This is a genomic window from Bacillus cereus group sp. BfR-BA-01453, assembly GCF_022662915.1.
GTDB classification, from domain to species: domain Bacteria; phylum Bacillota; class Bacilli; order Bacillales; family Bacillaceae_G; genus Bacillus_A; species Bacillus_A paranthracis.
In genome coordinates, this window is sequence record NZ_JAKUEN010000053.1 from 1 (window position 1) to 252 (window position 252).

Below are 252 nucleotides of genomic sequence, written 5' to 3' on the forward strand. Positions count from 1 at the left end.
GTCCCAACTACCATCGGCGCTAGAGAGCTTAACTTCCGTGTTCGGTATGGGAACGGGTGTGACCTCTCTGCCATCATTACCAGACTGTATTCATTTAAGACAAGAATTATTGTAACTCATTTAACTTTGAAAGTCAACAAGTTTTTTATATTCTTTCAAAACTAGATAACATTGCTTCATATTATATGGTTAAGTCCTCGATCTATTAGTATTCGTCAGCTCCACATGTCACCATGCTTCCACCTCGAACCT

The 252-nt window shown here is 39.3% G+C and carries 1 rRNA gene; it reads right to left on the reverse strand.

Annotation, left to right across the window (positions count from 1 at the left end):
• Positions 1–84: ribosomal RNA gene (gene rrf, locus MR070_RS26975) — 5S ribosomal RNA — on the reverse strand; the annotation flags it as partial.
• Between the last annotated feature and the right edge of the window lie 168 nt (positions 85–252).